The organism is Sphaerimonospora sp. CA-214678 (genome assembly GCF_050942215.1).
GTDB lineage: Bacteria > Actinomycetota > Actinomycetes > Streptosporangiales > Streptosporangiaceae > Sphaerimonospora.
Map to the genome: position 1 here is coordinate 3,419,053 of NZ_CP192056.1, position 16,685 is coordinate 3,435,737.

The following is a 16,685-nucleotide window of genomic DNA, read 5'->3' on the forward strand; positions in this document are numbered from 1 at the left end:
TCAGGGGGCTTCTCAGCGAGGGCTCCTCAATGGGGGGTGATCCTCATAAGGGGTGGGGGGTGAGGACGATGCGGCCGGTGGCGGCTCCGGCGGCCTGGCGCCGCCAGGCGGCCTCGACCTCACCGAGCGGTACGCTCTCGTGGGCGACCGCCAGTCGGCCGTGCATGGCGTGCTCGGCGATGACGGAGATCGCCGCCGCGCGCTGCTCCGGGGTCAGCTCGTTGTTGGTGTAGCCGAGCAGCCGCAGCGACCTGCTGCGCAGCGTGGCCGAGTCGATGGGGCAGGTCTCACCGGCGGAACCGCCAAGGTTGACCAGCCGTCCGCCGGGCCGCAGCGTCCGGGCGGCGGCCGCGGCCGCCGCCCCGAACAGCGGGTCCAGGACCAGGTCGACCGGTCCGTCCGCCGCGGCGGCGAAACGGCCGGCGAGCTCGGCGACGTCATCGGTGTCGAGCGCGACCACCGCGTCGGCGCCGGCCTGCTCCGCCCGTGCCCGCGCGCCGGGCGAGCGGGCGCCCGCGACGACCCGGCGGGCGCCGGCGATGCGGGCCAGCTGCACGGCGGCCTGGCCGACCACTCCCCCGGCGCCGAGCACCAGGACCTGCTCGCCGGCGGCGAGCTCACCGCGCAGGCTGAGCGCCATGTGGGCGGCGACGGCCGACAGCCCCAGCGCGGCGACCGCGATCAGGCCGGCGTCCCCAAACCGCTCGGGCAGCTCGACGATGTTCTCCACGGGTACGGTGGCGAGCTCGGCCATGCTCCCGTCGCCCGGGGCCATCCCCGCCGTGGTGGAGAACCACACCTGCCGTCCGCCGGCCGTACCGACGCCCTGCACGCCCGGGACGTACGGCGTCGACGGCCTGCCGAAGTAGGATGTGCCGCTCGCGCAGAGCAGGTCGAGCGGCGTGATGGGGGCGGCGCCGACCTCGACGAGCGTCTCACCGGGCCCGGGCTCGGGGGCGGCCCGTTCGACCGCCAGCGGCGGCCGGCCGGGCGTCCGGATCTCGGCGGCACGCATGTCAGGTGGCGATGTCGGGGTAGGGCAGGCTCATGTGGGCGAGCCGCCGGGCGTACTCCTTCTGGAAGCCGAGCGGCTCGGCGTGGTCGCGCTCGAACATGGCGATGAACAGCGTGAGCGTGAGGAATGGGTGCGCGCCCAGCTCGAACAGCCTCGGGTGGTCGTGGGCGGCCAGGGCTTCGCGTTCGGCGTCGTCGAAGCGGAGCCAGGTGGACGCCTCCCCGCCGTGGCAGGCCAGGATCCGGTTGGCGTACTCGGCCTCCCACCAGGCGACCGTGCCGCGCGGGTCCTCGCGGTAGCGCTCGACGAGCTCGGGATCGCGGTCGACGGTGAACAGGAACTTGTTCAGCAGGTATCTGCTCACGCCGCGCCTCCGTTGGGATACCACGTGAAGTAGGCCTCCATCGTGTGGAAGAGGTCGTAGGTGTCGACGTAGTCGGCCTTGGCGCCCTCGCCGGCCACACCCATCATCAGCATGAAGTCCATGAATCCGTGGGTGGCGTTGCCCGGCAGGTGCAGGCTTTCGAGGGTGACCTCGGCCAGGCAGCCCTCGATGTCGCCCGAGGAGATCCACTCGACGGCCTTGCGGTCGAACTCGGGATCGGGCCCGTGCGGCCCGAACTGGCGCGGCCCGCCGAGCTCCAGCGACAGGTGTCCGGTGCCGATCACCGCGACCCGCCTGTCCTCCGGCCACGACTCGACCAGCTGCCGGATCGTACGGCCGAGCTGCACGAAGCGTTTCGGCTGCGGCAGCGGCGGAGCGAAGATGTTGGTGTAGACGGGCACGATCGGCAGATCGTTCTGCGGGCGCAGGGTGATGATCGGACAGGTGATCGAGTGGTCGATCCGCAGCTCGTTGGAGAACGCGAGGTCGAATCCGGCGTCCAGGCCCTCCCGCAGGATGTAGGCCGACAGGTCCTCCTGTCCCGTGAAGAGCATCCGGGGCAGGCCGAACTCGCGCTCCTCGTTGTACCAGTTCGCGTCGTAGAAGGGCGCCTTGCCGATGAGGAACTGCGGCATGTTGTCCAGCCACGGCTGGTGGAAGTGGTCGGAGCCGACCATGACCAGCACGTCGGGGCGCGCCTTCGTCAGCGTCTCACGGAACGCCTCCACCTTGCGCACCCACTCGTCGGCGAACGGCGGGCGGTCCTCGCCGGTGGCGGTGCTGGCCCGGTAGTAGAACGGGTGATGGGTGGACGCGATGACCGCGACCAGTTCAGCCATGCGAACCTCCGATGGCGTCAGGGGTGTAGGGCTCCGGCTCGACGGATCGGTTGTTCAGGTCCACCGACAGGAAGATGTCGCCCGCGACCGGGCGGCGTAGTTCCTCGGCGAGCTGACCGATCAGGCCGGCCGTACGGGCGAGCAGGGCGAAGCCGCGCAGCAGCTCCAGCGGCAGTCCCAGGTCGGCGAGCGCGGCGCCGCACACGCCGGCGCCGTTGAGCGGCAGCGTACGGCCGAGCACCGGCGGATGCACCCGCCCGATCGCGGCGAACAGCGACAGATGCGGCCCGAACAGGCCCTCCTCCGCTGCGATGGCGAGCAGCCGCGGCGTACGGGGGTCGCCCTCCTTGTGCACGTGGTGGCCGAGACCGGGGATGAACCGCCCGGCCGCGCGCCGGGCGCGTACGGTCTCCAGCGCGAGCGCGTCCCAGCCCGCCTCGTCGGCGGGCGGGCCGGCGCCGTGGGCGGTCAGCACATCGTGCAGGAACCGGCCGCAGTCTTCTGTGACGCCCAGGAAGCGGGATCCGCCGCCGAGCAGCCCGGCCGCGAGCGCGCCCTGGATCGAGTCCGGCGCCGACAGGTAGGTCAGCCGCGTCACGATCGCGGTAGGGGTGAAGCCGTGATCGGCCAGCGCGGCGAGCACGGCCTCGAACACCCGGGTCTCCCCCGGCGTCGGGCGCCGCTGGGCGGCCAGCCAGAAGGCGAGCTCGCCGAAGCCGACCTTGCCCATCACGTCCTCGGCCAGGTCGCGGCCGAGCAGTCTGATCGTCGTCGGGGAGGACGCCCCCAGGGCGGTGGGATACGACGGGCGCTCGTCAGGCATCGTGGTCCTCCTCCGGCGCGGTGCTCAGCCACTCGCGCAGCTCGGTGCCGTGCTCGTCCAGCTCGGGCGGCGGCAGCCGGTAGACGGCCGGGGTGACCGAGAACCGGATGGGGTGGCGTGTCGTCGGCACCGCGCGGCCGCCGGCGCCCACGTCCACCACGGGGTCGAGTCCGAAGCGCTCGGCCATCGCGAACCCGCCGTCGACGGTGTTGATCGGACCGCACGGCACCCCGGCCGCGACCAGCAGGTCGAACCACTCGACCGCGCCCCGGGTGGCGAGCCTTTCGACGAGGACGGGCCGCAGTTCCTCCCGCCGTGCCGTACGATCCGCCATCCGCGCGAACCGCTCGTCGTCGGCGATCTCGGGAATGCCGAGGACCTCGCACAGCCTGCGGAACTGCCGGTCGTTGCCGGCCGCGACGATGAGGTCGTTGTCGGCCGTGGGCAGCGGCTCGTAGGGGAACACGCTCGGGTGGGCGTTGCCCATGCGGTACGGCACGGTCCCCCCGGCGACGTAGGCGGAGCTGTGGTTGACCAGCCCGGTGAGCGCCGACGACAGCAGGTTGACCTCGACGTGCTGGCCGCGGCCGGTCGCGTCGCGGTGCCGCAGCGCGGCGAGGATGCCGATCGCGGCGTGGTTTCCCGCCATCACGTCGAACACCGAGATTCCAGCGCGGTACGGCGGGCCGCCCGGGTCGCCGGTGAGGCTCATCAGCCCGGACATCGCCTGCACCATCAGGTCGTAGCCGGGCACGTCGCGTCCGGCTCCGGAGCCGAACCCGGTGATCGAGGCGTAGACGATGCCGGGGTTGGCCGCCGCCACCGCCGGGAAGTCGAGCCCGAACCTGGCCAGCCCGCCCGGTTTGAAGTTCTCCACCAGCACGTCGGCGCGGCGGGCCAGCTCCCGGGCCGCCGCCCTGTCGGCCTCGTCGCGCAGGTCGAGCACGATCGACCGCTTGCCCCGGTTGACGCCGAGATAGTACGTCGACGCCCCGTCGCGGACCGGGGGCATCCAGGTGCGGGTGTCGTCGCCTGACGGGCCCTCGACCTTGATGACGTCTGCGCCCAGGTCCGCCAGGAGCATCGTGGCGTACGGCCCGGCCAGGACCCGGGAGAAGTCCGCCACCAGCACCCCCGACAGCGGGCCCCCTCCGTCCGGCCGGTCGGGCACGGCGTCATCTGTCACTCGGATTTCCTCCTTGTCCGCTCAACGGACATTAGTCCGTGAATCTGGATTCTGGCACATCACCAGGACGTGGGAAAGGCCCGGGCCGGGCCTGCCACCGATGGACCGAGCATGGTGTTGACATCGGTCGCCGCGATCGGGAGAGTAACGGCAGAGCCGGGATGACCGCTTGACGGACATCTGTTCGGAGCCACGGGACCGCCGCCGGTGCACGGCCCACACGGTGAGGAGACCATCGATGAACGAGCGGAACGACCTCGGGCCCGGACGGCCCGTGCTGCTGCGGGGCGGCACCGTGCTGCCGATGGACGTGCGGCACCGGGTGCTGAGCCGTACCGACGTGCTCGTCGTCGGCGACCGGATCGCCGCGATCGGGCCCGATCTCGCCGCCCCCGAGGACGCCCTGGTCATCGACGCGACCGGCGGCATCGTCATGCCGGGCATGATCGACACGCACCGGCACATGTGGCAGACCGCCATGCGCGGCTACGGCGCCGACTGGACGCTGACCCAGTACTTCGTCTGGTACTACCTCGAGTACGGCAGGCTCTTCCGGCCGCTGGACGTGTACGCCGGCAACCTGCTGGCCGCGATCGAGGCCGTCGACGCGGGCGTCACCACGGTCGTCGACTGGTCGCACGGCCTGCAGACGGTCGAGCACGCCGACGCCGCCGTCGACGCGCTCCGCTCGGTGCCCGGCCGGTTCGTGCTGGCGTACGGAAACATCCAGCAGGCGCCGGCCGAGTGGACCGCTGCGCCGGAGTTCCGCGACTTCGTCCGCCGCCGGATCACGGGGGACGACATGCTCGGGTTCCAGATCGCCTTCGACGTGACCGGCGACCCCGCCTTCCCCGAGAAGCCCGCCTTCGAGGTCGCCAGGGAGCTCGGCGTCCCGGTCACCACGCACGCCGGGGTCTGGGGCGCCACCGGCGACGACGGCATCCGGCTCATGCACGAGCACGGCTTCATGACCCCGGAGACCGTGTACGTGCACGCCTCCTCGCTGTCGGCCGACTCCTACCACCGCATCGCGGCCACCGGCGGCTCGGTGTCGGTCTCCACGGAGAGCGAGCAGAGCGCGGGGCAGGGATATCCGACCACCTGGGCGATCCGGGCGCACGACATCCCGGTCTCGCTCTCGATGGACACCAGCGTGTGGTGGAGCGGCGACCTGTTCTCCGCCATGCGGACGACGCTCGGCGCGGACCGCTCGCGCGGACATCTGGAGGCGCACGCCAAGGGCGAAACGGTCACGCACTGCAGTCTGCGCGCCGACCAGGTCGTCGAATGGGCCACCCGGGGCGGGGCGCGCGCACTCGGCCGCGACCACGACCTCGGCAGCCTGGAGGTCGGCAAGAAGGCCGACATCGTCCTCATCAAGAACGAGCACTCGCCGGTGTCGTTCCCGCTTCTCAACCCGTTCGGCCACGTCGCCTTCCAGGCCCAGCGGGGGGACGTGCACACCGTACTGATCGACGGCCGGGTGGTGAAGCACGAGCACCGGCTGGTCGGCATCGACCTCGCGAGGGCACGCGAGGAGGTGGAACGGACCGTCGATCACCTGCGCACGACGATGGGCGAGGAGGCCTGGGAGAAGGGGATGAACCCTGACATTCCGGAGACGACCATCCTCGACAACCCCTACACCTACACCGACTACCGCAGCGCCTCGACGCACAGCCGCTGACTTCCGCGCACGGGCGGGCCGCTTCCCCGGCCTGCCCGTGAAAGTTGCAGCGTCGCCCGCCGCCGACCAGCGGAGAGTCCGCCGGCGCCCGGGTTTCGTTGACCATCGCGGCGCCCGCCACCACAATCCGCGTGCAAGACACACGACCGGAGGTTGAGCCATGCGGACGAGGACAGCGGTGCGCGTGTGGGCCGCGGCGGTTCTGGGAGCGGCCGCGTTCTTCGTTCCCCCGGCGATGGCCGGAGCCGTGGCGGCCGATCCGACGCCATCGCCGTCGCCGTCGCCGTGGCCGTCCGGCGCGCTCCCGTGCCGGACCGGCCCGATGTCGCCGACGCCGCCTCCCAACACGCCGCCCAGCGCGCCGGGAACGCCCGAGGTCACCGCCGTCTTCATGACCGAGGTGCGGATGCGCTGGGCGCCGGCCACCGATGACGACGGCATCGCCTGCTACTACGTACGTGAGCTCAAGGACGACGGCACGTCCGTCAACGTGGCCACGTTCCAGCCGGCGGTGACCGAGGGAAGCGTCTATCTGCCCTGGCCGCCCTCCGGCGTCCCGTCCCAGGTTCATCATCTGTACCTCGTGGCGGTCGACACCATGGGCGCGCTGGGACCGGCGTCCGGCACGGTGGCCGTGACGATCTACAACGACGTCATCAGCTCGCCCTCGCCCTCGCCCTCGGCCTCGCCGAGCCCCACCTGCCGGGTGGAGGCCACCTCCACGACCTGGACGGGCGGGATGACCACGAACTTCGCGATCACCAACACCGGGTCGGCGACCGTACGGGACTGGCGGCTGACGTTCGCCTTCCCCGACCCCGGCCAGCAGGTGACCGCCGGGTGGTCGGCCACCTGGTCGCAGAGCGGCTCGGCCGTGACGGCGGCCGCGATGTCCTGGAACGGCGACATCGCCCCGGGGGGGACGGTGTGGATCGGCTTCAACGGCACGCACGCCGGCGCCAACCCCACTCCCGCTGTCTTCCGGCTCAACGGCGCGGCCTGCGCCTGAGCTTCCCCGCCTCGCGCGCCTGGAGCGTCGGTCGCGTCCGATCGGTGCGGCCCGCTCCGCCGGGAGGAGGCTCCGGTCCGCCGCCGGACCCCGCCGAGGGGGTCCGGCATGCGGTTCCCGCCTCCTCCCTGCCACACCCGATCACTCGACCGGTCCCCCGCATGAAGCGGCGCCCGCCTCCCGGTGAGGCGGGCGTTTCCGTTTCAGCGGGCGACCGTCGCCGGGTCGTGCCCTCCTGGCGGGGGCGGCCGCGGCGCCATGGCGATATCACCGTAGAATCGCCACGCCACGTGGCCGGCGTGATCTCTCAGACTGTGGGAAGGCGATGACGCCGGATCCCCCAGGGTGGCGGAAAAGCCCATACCGGCGACCAACACTGTGTTGGAAAGCGATTCCGTTCGTTGACCGCCGCTCCCGGCGCCGGTCATGCTCCCTGCACGTGCCGCCCACCGATCCGCAGTGAAATATTCCGGACCCCGGCGGGCGGCGGACCCGATACGGAGGTCTACGTGCCGGTAGCCGATGACGAACGGGTCGCCGAGGGTTTTCTTCACGTCAATGGACTGTGCAAAGAATACGGCGACGTTCGCGCTGTCTCCGATGTCAGTTTCGCCCTGGAGCCGGGCACGTTCTTCGCCCTGCTCGGCCCCTCGGGCTGCGGCAAGACCACGCTGCTGAAACTACTCGCCGGATTCGAGACGCCGTCGGCCGGTGAAATCCATCTCGGCGGCGAAGCGATGACCCACGTACCCGCTTTCCGGCGGCCGCTGAACACGGTCTTCCAGCACTACGCCCTTTTTCCGCACATGGACGTGACGAAGAACGTCGGGTACGCGCTGCGTCAGCAGCGGCCGCGGATCGCCAAGCCGGAGATCCGGTCGCGGGTCGACGAGGCCCTCCTCATGGTGCGGCTGGACCACCTGGGACGCCGCCGGCCGTGGGAGCTGAGCGGCGGGCAGCAACAGCGAGTGGCGCTCGCCCGCGCGCTCGTCGCGCAGCCGTCGGTGCTGCTGCTCGACGAGCCGCTGTCGGCGCTGGACGCCAAGCTCCGCGTCGACATGCAGACCGAGCTCAAGTCATTGCAGACGAGGCTCGGCATCTCCTTCGTCTTCGTCACCCACGACCAGGGCGAGGCGCTGTCCATGGCCGACCGCATCGCGGTCATGCGCGCGGGCGAGATCGTACAGGACTCGACCCCCCAGGAGCTGTACGATCTCCCGGTCGACTCGTGGGTCGCCGGATTCATCGGCACGATGAACTTCGTCCCGGGCACCGTGACCGGCGCCTCCGGCGGCCTCACCCAGATCACGACCGATGCCGGACGGTTCTCCGGCATCCCCACGACGGGTGATCTCACCCCCGGACGATCCGCACAGCTGGCGCTGCGCCCCGAGCGTCTGCGCCTGTCCGTTCCGGGGACCGGCGACACGGTGGCCGCCGAATGCACGGCCTCCGGGGTGATCGAGGCGTTCAGCTTCCACGGCGACCAGGTCGACTGCACCGTGCGCACCCGCCTCCTGGGGGCGGTCAGGGTGCGCATCCCGCTCGCGGGCGCCGCCCACGAGATCAACCTCCAACCGGGCACGGCGGTCGACGTCGGATGGCATCCGATGGACGCCCGGATCGTGCCCACGTGGAAATCCGCTTCAAGGTCCTAGGAGAGCACATGCCGTCCCCCAATGCGATCTCCCGCCGCCACCTGCTCGGGCTCCTCGGCTACGGCTCCCTGCTCGCGGGGACCGGTGTCGCCGCATCGGCGTGTGCGCCGCCGGTCAAGGAGACGACCGGAGGCAGCGCCACCGCGAGCGGCGGGTCCGGATCGACGCTGACGCTCGCGACCTGGCCCAACTACGACGACCCAGCCGTGCTCCGGCGGTTCACCGAGGAGACCGGGATCCGCGTCAACGTGCAGGTGTTCGGCTCGACGGAGGAGATGGAGGCGCTGCTTCGCGCCGGCAACTCCGGCATCGACGTCGCCGTCCCCAGTCAGTACGCGATCCCGGGCTGGATCAAGGGCGATCTGCTCCAGCCGCTGGACTACGACGAGATCGGCGTCGACCTGTCCTCATGGAACAGGGCCGTCGTCGACCAGGAGTTCGATCCCGGCAACAGGTTCACGATCCCCAAACACTGGGGAACCACCGGGATGATCTTCTCCGGCGACGCCGGCGGCGAGCCGACGAGCTGGGCGGAGTTCTTCACGCTGGCTCCGGACCTCGACCGCCGGGCCGTGATCGTCGACCACCAGATCTCCTCGATCGGATCGGCGGCGGTCAGTCTGGGCCTCGACTTCAACGTCCGCGACGAAAAGGGCCTCGGCGAGGTGGAGCGATTCCTCAAGAGCATAAAGCCGAAACTCTTCGCCATCAGCAGCGACATTCAGCCCGGCCTGCGGAACGGCGACACCTGGCTGTCCATCGCCTGGACCGGAGACGGCGTACAGGTCGTACGCGACAATCCCGGATTCAAATACGTCATCGGAAAGGACGGCGGCGAGATCTGGAGCGACAACTGGTCGGTGCCGAAGGACGCCCCGCATCCCGACGCGGCCTGGGCGTTCCTCAAATTCATCCACGAGCCGAAGAACGCCGCCGACAACATCAACTTCTCGCTTTATCCGCATGCCGATCCGGCGGTCACCGAGCTGGTCGATTCCGATGTCCGGGGCAATCCGGTCATCTACCCGGAAGACGACACCATCGCCCCGTTGTCCTTCGCCACCGCCGAGACGTACAACAGCCCGCTGCGGGCCGAGACCTGGGCGAGGATCAAGTCGTCGTGAGCCGGAAGACGATGGCGCCGGCGTCTCGGAGAGGCCGGGGTCCGGCCCTCGCGTCCGCCCCCGCGGTGCTGTGGTTCCTGCTGTTCATGTTCGCGCCCCTGGTGGTGCTGTTCATCGTGTCCGTCGGCGTACGCGGACCCGGCGGCGGCTATCAGCCCGGGTTCACGCTGGACAACTACGGCGAGCTCCAGACGCGGCTGGTGCCGATACTCAACACCATCCGGTTCAGCCTGCTGGGCACCGTGGTGACCCTGCTGCTGGCCTATCCGCTGGCCTACTACCTCGCGATGAAGGCCGGCCGGAAGAAGGTGGTCCTGCTCGCACTGATCATCGTGCCGTTCTGGACCAGCATGCTGATCCGCACCTACGCCTGGACGTTCCTCCTCGGCAGCAAGGGCATCCCCGAGGTGCTGTCCGCGATGGGACTCGCCGACGACGTGCGGCTGCTCAACACGCCGTTCGCCATCGTGCTGGGCATCGTCTACAACTACCTGCCGCTGATGCTGCTGCCGATCTACGTCTCACTGGAACGCCTCGACCCCTCCCTGCGCGCGGCGTCCAAGGATCTCGGGGCGGGCCGGCTGGCGACCTTCCGGCAGGTGACCCTGCCGTTGTCGGCTCCCGGCGTGCTCAGCGGCTGCCTGCTCGTGTTCATCCCCGTGATGGGGGAGTACCTGATCCCGGTCCTGCTGGGCGGCGGACGCTCGTACTTCCTCGGCAACGCGCTCGCCGACCTGTTCCTCCAGTCGCGCAACTGGCCGCTGGGGGCCGCCCTCGCCGGGTCGTTCATCCTTCTCATGAGCTTCGTCGTGGTGGGCTACTCCTGGCTCACCCGCCGCCTGACCGGGCCGCTTCCCACCGAGGGGGTCCTGTGAGCATCCGACGCGCGTCCGGCGGCCGCTTCGACCGAGTGCTTGCGGTCTACGCGGTGCTGGTCTACCTCTTCCTCTTCGTGCCGATCGCGGTGGTCGTCGTCTTCAGCTTCAACGCCGGCCGGCACGTCACCCAGTTGGAGGGGCTGTCCCTCACCTGGTACGAACAGGCCTGGACCGACCCCTTCATCCTGGACGCCCTGCGCAACAGCCTGCAGATCTCCGTCGCCTCGGCCGTCATCTCGACCCTCCTCGGCACCGCGGCGGCGATCGGCGTGACCGGACTGCGGCGAAGCGTCCAGCGGACCATCGAGTTGATGACCTACGTCGCCGTGGTCATCCCCGCGATCGTGCTGGGCCTGTCCCTGCTGCTGGCCTTCGTCACCTTCGCCGACTGGCTCAACCCGTGGCTGGCATACCTGTGGCCCGGGGACACACCACCCGAGCTGGGGCTCGGCAAGCTCAGCGTGATCGCCGGCGAGTCCGTCTTCGGGACCGCCCTGGTGATGATCGTGCTCAAGGCCAGGATCACGCAGATGGACTCCTCGCTGCGCAACGCCAGCGCCGACCTCTACGCCACGCCGCTCCGCACGCTCTTCCAGGTCACGCTGCCGCAGCTGGCCTCGGCGATAGTCGGCGGATTCCTCCTCGCCTTCACGTTCGCCTTCGACGACTTCATCATCGCGTTCTTCACCCGCGGCCAGTCGCAGACGCTGCCGATCCTGCTGTTCTCCTCCATCCGGCGCGGGGTCAGCCCGGCCATCAACGCCATAGCCAGCGTGCTGGTGCTCGTCACCCTGGTGGCGCTGCTCCTCGCGCTGTTCGTGCTCACCAGGCGCGGGCGGCGCGGCGTACGGGCACAGGCCCCGGGCGAACCGGCGAAGGAGGCGGCGGACACCGGCGGCCGGCCACCGGCTCCGCCCACGCCTGCGGCGGCGCCGGCCGCCGATCCGGCACGGACGGCCGGCATACAACCACCACCCGAAAGAGTGCGGAATTGAGCGTCACCGAACAGCGAACCCCGTCGGACGACGGTGCGGCGCCGCCCTTCCGGGGATCCGGGCGGTTCCGGATGATGGACGCCCAGCGGGTGAACCTCGACGGATTCTCGACGGAGAACCCGGATCTCGGACTGGTGGCGTTCGACTCGCCGCACGATCCCGAGCCCGGCGTCCTGATCCGGGACGGCGTGGTCGTCGAGATGGACGGCCGCACGGTCGCGGAGTTCGACAGCATCGACCATTTCATCGCACGGCACGGCCTGGACCCGGCCGTCGCGCCCGAGGTGATGGCGATGGACGACCGGGAACTGGGACGGCTTCTCGTCGACGGCTCGGTGCCGCGCGGCGAGGTGGTCCGGCTGGCCGCCGGCATGACACCGGCCAAGATCGCACGAGTCCTGGCCGGCCTGCGGCCGGTGGAGATCCAGATGGCGATCATGAAGATGCGGGTGCGGCGTACCCCGGCGAACCAGGCGCATGTGACCAACCGCATGGACGACCCGCTGCTCATCGCGGCCGACGCGGCCACGGCCGTCGCTTTCGGGTTCCGCGAGCTGGAGACCACCGTGCCGGTGCTGCACGACGCTCCCGCGGTCGCCATGGCGCTGCTGATCGGGTCGCAGGTGCCGGCCGCCGGCGCCCTCACCCAGTGCGCTGTCGAGGAGGCCCTGGAGCTGAAGCTCGGCATGCGCGGGCTCGTCTCCTACGCCGAGACCGTGAGCCTGTACGGCACCGAGCGGGTGTTCGTCGACGGCGACGACACCCCGTGGTCCAAGGCGTTCCTCGTGTCCGGCTACGCCTCCCGTGGCATCAAGATGCGCGTCTCCAGCGGGGCCGGCTCCGAGGTGCTGATGGGGTACGCCGAGGGCAGGTCCATGGGCTACCTGGAGGCTCGTTGCGTGGCCCTGGCCCGCGCGATCGGGGCCCAGGGGGTCCAGAACGGCGGCATCGACGGAGCCAGCGTGGCGGCCTCCGTGCCCGGCGGCGTACGTGAGCTGCTCAGCGAGAACCTGATGGTGATGATGCGCAACCTGGAGTCGTGCTCCGGCAACGACACGCTGATGTCGGAGTCCGACATGCGCAGGACGGCCCGCACCTTGCCGCTCTTCCTCGCGGGGTCCGACTTCGTCTTCTCCGGTTTCGGCTCGGTTCCGCGCTACGACAACATGTTCGGGCCGTCCAACTTCAACGCCGACGACCTGGACGACTACCTGGTCCTGCAGCGTGACTGGGGGGTCGACGGCGGTCTGCGCACCGTGGACGAGCAGACCGTCCTGGCCTTGCGCAGGAAGGCGGCCGAGGCGACCCGCGCGGTCTTCCGGCACCTCGGGCTGGCCGACTTCGGCGACGAGCATCTCGAGTCCGTCGTCACGGCCGAGGGGTCGAAGGACCTGGCGGAACCGGATCCGCTCGCCGTCCTGCACGCCTCCCGGGTGATCCAGGAGTCCGGTCTCACCGGTCTCGACGTCGTACGCGCGCTGGACGAATGCGGATTCCCCGAGGAGGCCGAGCGCGTCCTGGGCATGCTGCGCGCCCGCGTCGGCGGAGACTACCTCCAGACCGCCGCGATATTCGACGAGCGGATGAACGTGCTGTCCGGCGTCACCGACCCCAACGACTACAGCGGTCCCGGAACGGGCTACGAGATGTCCGCCGAACGGAGGCGGGAGATCGACACGGTGCGGCAGCAGAGATCAGTGGTCGATCTGGTCGGCGAGCAGGATCTCCACGCGCTGCCGTACGCCCTCGTCGAGACCGGTCCAGCCGCCGTCGGCGACGACCCCCGCGACGTGGTCATCGGCCTCTCCCCGGCCCTCGGCGTCGGCCTGCATCAGACCCTGTCCGGACTGACCGTGTACGACGTGCTGAGGGAACTCGCCGCCGGGCTCGAGGAGGAGGGGTGCAGAGCCCGGCTGGTACGGATATGTTCCACGATCGATGTCGGCTTCATCGGGCTGGCCGCGGCACGGCTCGCGGGTTCGGGCATCGGCATCGGTCTGCAGGCGAAGGGGACGGCGCTGATCCACCGCCGGGACCTGGCGCCCCTGATGAACCTCGAACTGTTCAGCGTCGCCCCGCTCGTGACCCGGGACATGTACCGCGCCATGGGGATCAACGCCGGACGTCACGCGAAGGGCGGCATCCCCGACCCGGTGCGCAACGCCTACAGCGACGAGGCCATCACCGCGAGATATCACACCCGGGTCGTCTCGATGGTGGCGGTCGAGCGCGCCCACTGCCATCCCGATCTGCCACCCCAGGAGGTCAGGTGGAATCACTGACGCCGCAGGCCATGTCGGGCCGCCCGATCGAGGAGCTGACCCTGGCACGGGTCCGGGCGAACGAACTGACCATCGACGACATCCGCATCGATCCGGACACGCTGCTGCGTCAGGCGGAGCAGGCCGAGCGCTTCGGGAACGGCCAGCTGGCCGAGAGCCTGCGGCGCGGCGCCGAGATGGCGAAACTCGGCGACGAGGAGCTCATGGCGATCTACGAGGCCCTGCGTCCGGGGCGTTCCACGGCCGCGCGACTCCGGGAGATGGCCGAGGAGCTGGCCGTACGCGGCATGCCGAGATGCGCGGAACTGGTGCGCGAGGCCGCGGACGTGTACTCGCGCTGCGGCCTCGCGCGATGACCGTCGTCGCCGGCGTCGACGTGGGCAACTCGACCACGGAGATCGTGCTGCTGCGTACGGTCGGCGGCGGTGCCGAGGTGCTGGCGTCCGCCCGCGGCATGACACGGGGAGCCAAGGGAAGCGCCGAGTCGCTCACCGCAGCGGCACGACTGGTGCTGAGAACGGCGGCGAGCCGCTCCGTGCGGATCGACTCCGCGTGCATCGCCCCCGCGCATCCGGTGCGCACGACATGCCGGTCCGGTGGCCGGCCGCCGCCGGACACCGGCCCGTTGCGCCTGATCACCCGTACCGCGACGACGGCCGCCGGGGACGCAGCCGCCCTGGGCAGGCCGGTCCCGCTGGGCGCTCTCGACGCACCCGGCGGGGCCCGTCACGGCCCGCTGGTGGTCACCGTCCCCGCGGGGGTCGCCTACGAGCAGGCCGCGCGCCGGATAAACGACGCCCGCCGGGCCGGCCTCGACGTGGTCGCGGTCCTGACGGAACGCGACGAGGCGGTCCTGATCGCCAACCGCCTGGACGAGCGCCTTCCGGTGATCGACCAGGTGCCGGATCCGGGTGCGGCGGAGCTGGTCGCGGTCGAGGCCCGCCCCCACGGGCGGCCCCTGAAACACCTCGTCGATCCGTACTGGATCGCCGACGCCTTCGGTCTCCCCGCGTCGAGCCCGCACGTGCGCGCGCTCACCCGTGAGCTGGCCGACTCCTCCTACGCCGTCGTCGCGCTGTCGGCGGGCGGCGGGGACGGGCCTCGCCCACCGGATCGGGTCGATCGCGCCGATCGCGTGACATGGCGTGACGGGACCACCGCCGGCCTGACCGACTCGATCGGGCCGCTGCGCCGTTCTCCCCCCGGCCGTGTCTCGGCGATCAGCTGGGCGGGCGCGCCGTGGACTCCGGTCGACGACGTCTACGCCGTCCACCTCGACGCGGTCGCGGGCCGGGCCCGCTCCCGGCGCGGCACGGTCGAGGTCGACCAGGTGATCACCTCGGTGCTCGGCCCGGGCCCCGCACCCGTCGCCGACCCGGCACGGGTGCTGTCGGAGGCGCTGGGCGCGCAGGTGTTCCTCGCCGAGTCCGAGGCGGCGGCGGGCCGCGCCGGGGCCCTCACGACCCCCGGCTGTCCCGGCGACGCGGTCGTCGCCGACCTCGGCGGCGGCACCGTCGACGTCTCCGACGGCGGACGGCGCCGCGTGGCGGCCGGAGCCGGGGAGATGCTCACCGCGGTCACCGCGAAGGCGCTGGCGATCCCGATGGGGCTCGCCGACCACGCGAAGCGGGCGCCCGCGCTGCACGCCGACTCGCCGCACATCGTGGTCGATGAGAAAGGCGGCCACGCCTTCCTGGACGCACCGCTGTCCGGCGCGGCGGTCGGCGCCCTGTGCGTGCGGGGGCCGGTGGGTCTGCTGCCGTTCAACCGATCGCTCGGGCTGGGCGAGTGGCGCGCCTGGCGGATGGCGGCCAAGGTCGAGACCTTGGGGCGGAACGTGGCGCGAGCGCTGGAGGCGCTCGGCCTGACCGAGCCGCTGCCGCTCCTGATGGTCGGCGGAGCCGCCGGTGACGACGAGGTGCTCGCCTCGGTCGCCGAGTGCCTTCCCCCCGGTTCGACGGTGGGACGCGGGAACGTGGCGAAATCGCTGGGCCACCGATACGCAGTAGCCTACGGATTGGCCCAACGGGGACTGGAGTGCGTATGAGGATCGTTGCCGACCTGCCTTCCCGCATCCTTGTGACCGGGTGCGCGACGGGAATCGGCGCTTCAGGGGCCCGCATGCTCTCCGAGGCCGGCTGCCGGTTGGCCCTGCTGGACAACCAGGAGACCCGCCTGCTGAAGCTCGCCCGGGAGCTGGACGCCATCGCGATCCCGGTGGACGTCGCGGACCACGAGCAGCTCGCCCGCGCCGTCGACGCCGCCATCGAGGGGCTCGGCGGGCTGGACGCGGCGTGGTCCAACGCCGGTGTCCAGCGGGGCGGCGACGTCGAGGAGGCGACGGTCGCGGACTTCGACTACAGCTACATGGTCAACGTCCGCGCCCATTTCATCGTCGCGAAGTCGGTCATCCCCCACCTGCGCGGCAACGGCGGCGGCGTCTTCCTGATCACGGCGTCGAACTCCGGGCTGCAGCCGGAGACCGCGCTCGTGCCGTACTCCGTGTCCAAGGGGGCGACCATCGCGCTCGCCCGCCAGCTCGCCCACGACCACGCGGTCGACGGCATCCGGATCAACGCCCTGTGCCCCGGATACGTCGACACACCGTTCAACGCCGCGATCTGGCATCCGTTCGGCGGGCGCGAGGGGTTCCTCGACCGGGTCGCCGAGTACGTCCCGCTCGGCCGGATGGCCAACGCCGACGAGGTGGCCAGGCTCGCGTGCTGGCTGCTGTCGGACGCGGCCGCGTTCATGACGGGTGCGAACGTCGTCGTCGACGGCGGGGAGCTCATCGGCTGACCGGT

At 71.0% G+C, this 16,685-nt stretch carries 15 protein-coding genes; 10 read left to right on the top strand and 5 right to left on the bottom strand.

Going from position 1 to position 16,685, the window contains the following annotated elements:
• Positions 1–43: 43 nt before the first annotated feature.
• From ACQP1K_RS15380 to ACQP1K_RS15400, 5 genes are read right to left on the bottom strand one after another with little or no spacing between them, the layout of a single operon-like run.
• Complete coding sequence (locus ACQP1K_RS15380) at positions 44–1,015, bottom strand: quinone oxidoreductase family protein (protein ID WP_433496378.1); 972 nt, start codon at positions 1,013–1,015, stop codon at positions 44–46.
• A 1-nt stretch (position 1,016) separates the two neighbouring features.
• Positions 1,017–1,379, bottom strand: coding sequence for a hypothetical protein (locus ACQP1K_RS15385; RefSeq protein ID WP_433496379.1), 363 nt, complete (start codon positions 1,377–1,379; stop codon positions 1,017–1,019).
• The gene (locus ACQP1K_RS15390; protein WP_433496380.1) at positions 1,376–2,239 is read right to left on the bottom strand and encodes an extradiol ring-cleavage dioxygenase; all 864 of its coding nucleotides are present in this window, start codon (positions 2,237–2,239) and stop codon (positions 1,376–1,378) included. The genes ACQP1K_RS15385 and ACQP1K_RS15390 overlap by 4 nt, the downstream gene beginning before the upstream one ends.
• Entirely contained in the window at positions 2,232–3,062 is an 831-nt protein-coding gene (locus tag ACQP1K_RS15395; RefSeq protein ID WP_433496381.1) for a citryl-CoA lyase, read from the bottom strand. Before ACQP1K_RS15395 ends, ACQP1K_RS15390 begins: the two co-directional genes overlap by 8 nt.
• Entirely contained in the window at positions 3,055–4,248 is a 1,194-nt protein-coding gene (locus tag ACQP1K_RS15400) for a CaiB/BaiF CoA transferase family protein (protein WP_433496382.1), read from the bottom strand. The genes ACQP1K_RS15395 and ACQP1K_RS15400 overlap by 8 nt, the downstream gene beginning before the upstream one ends.
• Before the next feature lie 238 nt (positions 4,249–4,486).
• Here ACQP1K_RS15400 and ACQP1K_RS15405 point away from each other — a divergent pair, with 238 nt between their 5' ends.
• From ACQP1K_RS15405 to ACQP1K_RS15450, 10 genes are all read left to right on the top strand, one after another.
• Positions 4,487–5,935: an amidohydrolase family protein gene (locus ACQP1K_RS15405; RefSeq protein ID WP_433496383.1), complete on the top strand. Its 1,449-nt coding sequence runs from the start codon at positions 4,487–4,489 to the stop codon at positions 5,933–5,935.
• A 160-nt stretch (positions 5,936–6,095) separates the two neighbouring features.
• A complete protein-coding gene (locus ACQP1K_RS15410; RefSeq protein ID WP_433496384.1) occupies positions 6,096–6,944 on the top strand; it encodes a cellulose-binding domain-containing protein in 849 nt (282 codons plus the stop codon).
• Between the two features lie 509 nt (positions 6,945–7,453).
• Positions 7,454–8,602, top strand: coding sequence for an ABC transporter ATP-binding protein (locus tag ACQP1K_RS15415; protein WP_433496385.1), 1,149 nt, complete (start codon positions 7,454–7,456; stop codon positions 8,600–8,602).
• 8 nt (positions 8,603–8,610) lie between these two features.
• Positions 8,611–9,726: an ABC transporter substrate-binding protein gene (locus ACQP1K_RS15420; RefSeq protein WP_433496386.1), complete on the top strand. Its 1,116-nt coding sequence runs from the start codon at positions 8,611–8,613 to the stop codon at positions 9,724–9,726.
• Positions 9,723–10,601 (top strand): ABC transporter permease, encoded by an 879-nt coding sequence (locus tag ACQP1K_RS15425; RefSeq protein WP_433496387.1) that lies wholly within the window; start codon positions 9,723–9,725, stop codon positions 10,599–10,601. Before ACQP1K_RS15420 ends, ACQP1K_RS15425 begins: the two co-directional genes overlap by 4 nt.
• Positions 10,598–11,599, top strand: coding sequence for an ABC transporter permease (locus ACQP1K_RS15430; protein WP_433496388.1), 1,002 nt, complete (start codon positions 10,598–10,600; stop codon positions 11,597–11,599). The genes ACQP1K_RS15425 and ACQP1K_RS15430 overlap by 4 nt, the downstream gene beginning before the upstream one ends.
• Positions 11,596–13,881 (top strand): propanediol/glycerol family dehydratase large subunit, encoded by a 2,286-nt coding sequence (locus tag ACQP1K_RS15435; RefSeq protein WP_433496389.1) that lies wholly within the window; start codon positions 11,596–11,598, stop codon positions 13,879–13,881. The genes ACQP1K_RS15430 and ACQP1K_RS15435 overlap by 4 nt, the downstream gene beginning before the upstream one ends.
• Positions 13,869–14,237 (top strand): diol dehydratase small subunit, encoded by a 369-nt coding sequence (locus tag ACQP1K_RS15440; protein WP_433496390.1) that lies wholly within the window; start codon positions 13,869–13,871, stop codon positions 14,235–14,237. The genes ACQP1K_RS15435 and ACQP1K_RS15440 overlap by 13 nt, the downstream gene beginning before the upstream one ends.
• On the top strand, positions 14,234–15,928 hold the full coding sequence (locus tag ACQP1K_RS15445) for a diol dehydratase reactivase ATPase-like domain-containing protein (protein WP_433496391.1): 1,695 nt from the start codon (positions 14,234–14,236) through the stop codon (positions 15,926–15,928). The genes ACQP1K_RS15440 and ACQP1K_RS15445 overlap by 4 nt, the downstream gene beginning before the upstream one ends.
• Positions 15,925–16,680 carry an SDR family NAD(P)-dependent oxidoreductase gene (locus ACQP1K_RS15450; RefSeq protein ID WP_433496392.1) on the top strand — a complete coding sequence of 252 codons (756 nt, stop codon included), beginning with the start codon at positions 15,925–15,927 and terminating at the stop codon, positions 16,678–16,680. Before ACQP1K_RS15445 ends, ACQP1K_RS15450 begins: the two co-directional genes overlap by 4 nt.
• The last annotated feature ends 5 nt before the right edge of the window (positions 16,681–16,685 follow it).

Bases quoted from the DNA above. Each gene is read 5' to 3' on its own strand.
- ACQP1K_RS15380 (WP_433496378.1), bottom strand. From the start codon at position 1,015: ATGCGTGCCGCCGAGATCCGGACGCCCGGCCGGCCGCCGCTGGCGGTC.
- ACQP1K_RS15390 (WP_433496380.1), bottom strand. From the start codon at position 2,239: ATGGCTGAACTGGTCGCGGTCATCGCGTCCACCCATCACCCGTTCTAC.
- ACQP1K_RS15395 (WP_433496381.1), bottom strand. From the start codon at position 3,062: ATGCCTGACGAGCGCCCGTCGTATCCCACCGCCCTGGGGGCGTCCTCC.
- ACQP1K_RS15405 (WP_433496383.1), top strand. From the start codon at position 4,487: ATGAACGAGCGGAACGACCTCGGGCCCGGACGGCCCGTGCTGCTGCGG.
- ACQP1K_RS15410 (WP_433496384.1), top strand. From the start codon at position 6,096: ATGCGGACGAGGACAGCGGTGCGCGTGTGGGCCGCGGCGGTTCTGGGA.
- ACQP1K_RS15420 (WP_433496386.1), top strand. From the start codon at position 8,611: ATGCCGTCCCCCAATGCGATCTCCCGCCGCCACCTGCTCGGGCTCCTC.
- ACQP1K_RS15445 (WP_433496391.1), top strand. From the start codon at position 14,234: ATGACCGTCGTCGCCGGCGTCGACGTGGGCAACTCGACCACGGAGATC.
- ACQP1K_RS15450 (WP_433496392.1), top strand. From the start codon at position 15,925: ATGAGGATCGTTGCCGACCTGCCTTCCCGCATCCTTGTGACCGGGTGC.